The organism is Variovorax sp. AC103, from assembly GCF_979254005.1.
Genome location: NZ_CEEDFC010000052.1, coordinates 2,501 through 5,748 on the forward strand (window position 1 = coordinate 2,501; position 3,248 = coordinate 5,748).

General features: G+C 50.1%; 2 rRNA genes. Both read left to right on the plus strand.

What is annotated here, in order from left to right:
* Positions 1-76: 76 nt before the first annotated feature.
* Positions 77-2,952: ribosomal RNA gene (locus AC0IYU_RS34720) — 23S ribosomal RNA — on the plus strand.
* Positions 2,953-3,080: 128 nt separating this feature from the next.
* Positions 3,081-3,193, plus strand: a 5S ribosomal RNA gene (gene rrf, locus AC0IYU_RS34725).
* Positions 3,194-3,248: the final 55 nt, after the last annotated feature.

The following is a 3,248-nucleotide window of genomic DNA, read 5'->3' on the forward strand; positions in this document are numbered from 1 at the left end:
CATAACGCGTCAGGTGAAAGACCTGACATATTCCTTGAGATGATTTTGTGTTTCGAAAGAAACGTCAAAGTTATAGGGTCAAGTGAATAAGAGCACGTGGTGGATGCCTTGGCAATGATAGGCGACGAAGGACGTGATAGCCTGCGATAAGCTTCGGGGAGCTGGCAAATTAGCTTTGATCCGGAGATTTCCGAATGGGGAAACCCACCTGCAAAGGTATCGCATGATGAATACATAGTCATGCGAGGCGAACCGGGTGAACTGAAACATCTCAGTAGCTCGAGGAAAAGACATCAACCGAGATTCCGAAAGTAGTGGCGAGCGAAATCGGAAGAGCCTGTTAGTGATAGCACAAGACATAACGGAACAGTTTGGAAAGACTGGCCATAGCGGGTGATAGCCCCGTACGTGAAATGACCTGTGTGGTACTGAGCTAACGACAAGTAGGGCGGGACACGAGAAATCCTGTCTGAATATGGGGGGACCATCCTCCAAGGCTAAATACTCATCATTGACCGATAGTGAACTAGTACCGTGAGGGAAAGGCGAAAAGAACCCCGGGAGGGGAGTGAAATAGATCCTGAAACCGCGTGCTTACAAAAAGTAGGAGCCTCGTAAGGGGTGACTGCGTACCTTTTGTATAATGGGTCAGCGACTTACATTCAGTGGCAAGGTTAACCGAATAGGGAAGCCGTAGAGAAATCGAGTCCGAATAGGGCGATCAGTCGCTGGGTGTAGACCCGAAACCAAGTGATCTATCCATGGCCAGGATGAAGGTGCCGTAACAGGTACTGGAGGTCCGAACCGACTAGTGTTGCAAAACTAGCGGATGAGCTGTGGATAGGGGTGAAAGGCTAAACAAACTTGGAAATAGCTGGTTCTCTCCGAAAACTATTTAGGTAGTGCCTCAAGTATTACCATCGGGGGTAGAGCACTGTTTTGGCTAGGGGGTCATGGCGACTTACCAAACCAAGGCAAACTCCGAATACCGATGAGTACAGCTTGGGAGACAGAGCACCGGGTGCTAACGTCCGGACTCAAGAGGGAAACAACCCAGACCGCCAGCTAAGGTCCCTAAAATTGGCTAAGTGGGAAACGAAGTGGGAAGGCTAAAACAGTCAGGATGTTGGCTTAGAAGCAGCCATCATTTAAAGAAAGCGTAATAGCTCACTGATCGAGTCGTCCTGCGCGGAAGATGTAACGGGGCTAAGCCAGTTACCGAAGCTGCGGATTTGCAATTTATTGCAAGTGGTAGGAGAGCGTTCTGTAAGCCTGTGAAGGTGCGTTGTAAAGCGTGCTGGAGGTATCAGAAGTGCGAATGCTGACATGAGTAGCGTTAAAGGGGGTGAAAAGCCCCCTCGCCGTAAGCGCAAGGTTTTCTACGCAACGTTCATCGGCGTAGAGTGAGTCGGCCCCTAAGGCGAGGCAGAGATGCGTAGCTGATGGGAAACAGGTCAATATTCCTGTACCGATTGTTAGTGCGATGTGGGGACGGATCTTAATAGGTCATCCAGTTATTGGATTATTCTGGTTTAGTTGGATGTAGGCGTGCATTAGGCAAATCCGGTGCACATATACCGAGGCCAACGATCGAGCGGACTTGTCCGTGAAGTGACTGAACGAGGTTCCAGGAAAAGCCACTAAGCTTCAGCTAACAACGACCGTACCGCAAACCGACACTGGTGCGCGAGATGAGTATTCTAAGGCGCTTGAGAGAACTCAGGAGAAGGAACTCGGCAAATTGACACCGTAACTTCGGAAGAAGGTGTGCCCTATTAGTGTGTAGTGAACAACGAAGCATGAATGGGTTGCAAAAAATCGGTGGCTGCGACTGTTTATTAAAAACACAGCACTCTGCAAACACGAAAGTGGACGTATAGGGTGTGACGCCTGCCCGGTGCTGGAAGATTAAATGATGGGGTGCAAGCTCTTGATTGAAGTCCCAGTAAACGGCGGCCGTAACTATAACGGTCCTAAGGTAGCGAAATTCCTTGTCGGGTAAGTTCCGACCTGCACGAATGGCGTAACGATGGCCACACTGTCTCCTCCTGAGACTCAGCGAAGTTGAAATGTTTGTGATGATGCAATCTCCCCGCGGAAAGACGGAAAGACCCCATGAACCTTTACTGTAGCTTTGTATTGGACTTTGAACAGATCTGTGTAGGATAGGTGGGAGGCTTTGAAGCAGGGTCGCTAGATCTTGTGGAGCCAACGTTGAAATACCACCCTGGTGTGTTTGAGGTTCTAACCTAGGTCCATTATCTGGATCGGGGACAGTGCATGGTAGGCAGTTTGACTGGGGCGGTCTCCTCCCAAAGCGTAACGGAGGAGTTCGAAGGTACGCTAGTTACGGTCGGACATCGTGACGATAGTGCAATGGCATAAGCGTGCTTAACTGCGAGACTGACAAGTCGAGCAGATGCGAAAGCAGGACATAGTGATCCGGTGGTTCTGTATGGAAGGGCCATCGCTCAACGGATAAAAGGTACTCTGGGGATAACAGGCTGATACCGCCCAAGAGTTCATATCGACGGCGGTGTTTGGCACCTCGATGTCGGCTCATCTCATCCTGGGGCTGTAGCCGGTCCCAAGGGTATGGCTGTTCGCCATTTAAAGAGGTACGTGAGCTGGGTTTAAAACGTCGTGAGACAGTTTGGTCCCTATCTTCCGTGGGCGCTGCAGATTTGAGGAAGCCTGCTCCTAGTACGAGAGGACCGGAGTGGACACACCTCTGGTGTATCGGTTGTCACGCCAGTGGCATTGCCGAGTAGCTAAGTGTGGAAGAGATAACCGCTGAAAGCATCTAAGCGGGAAACTCGTTTCAAGATGAGATCTGCCGGGGCCTTGAGCCCCCTGAAGAGTCGTTCAAGACCAGGACGTTGATAGGTCAGGTGTGGAAGCGCAGTAATGCGTTAAGCTAACTGATACTAATTGCTCGTGAGGCTTGACCCTATAACTTTGATCAGTCTGATCAAGGTGTTATGCCAAGTTGACGCATTCAAAATAATTCGCCAAAAGCTGATTCCAAACTCTATGAATTCGTTCTGCTGATCGCGTGATCAGCAGAACAACCCTTTATGCCTGATGACCATAGCGAGTTGGTACCACTCCTTCCCATCCCGAACAGGACAGTGAAACGACTCAGCGCCGATGATAGTGCGGGTTCCCGTGTGAAAGTAGGTCATCGTCAGGCTCTTACAGCCCAGAAAACCCCAGTCAGAATATGACTGGGGTTTTTTGCTTTGCGC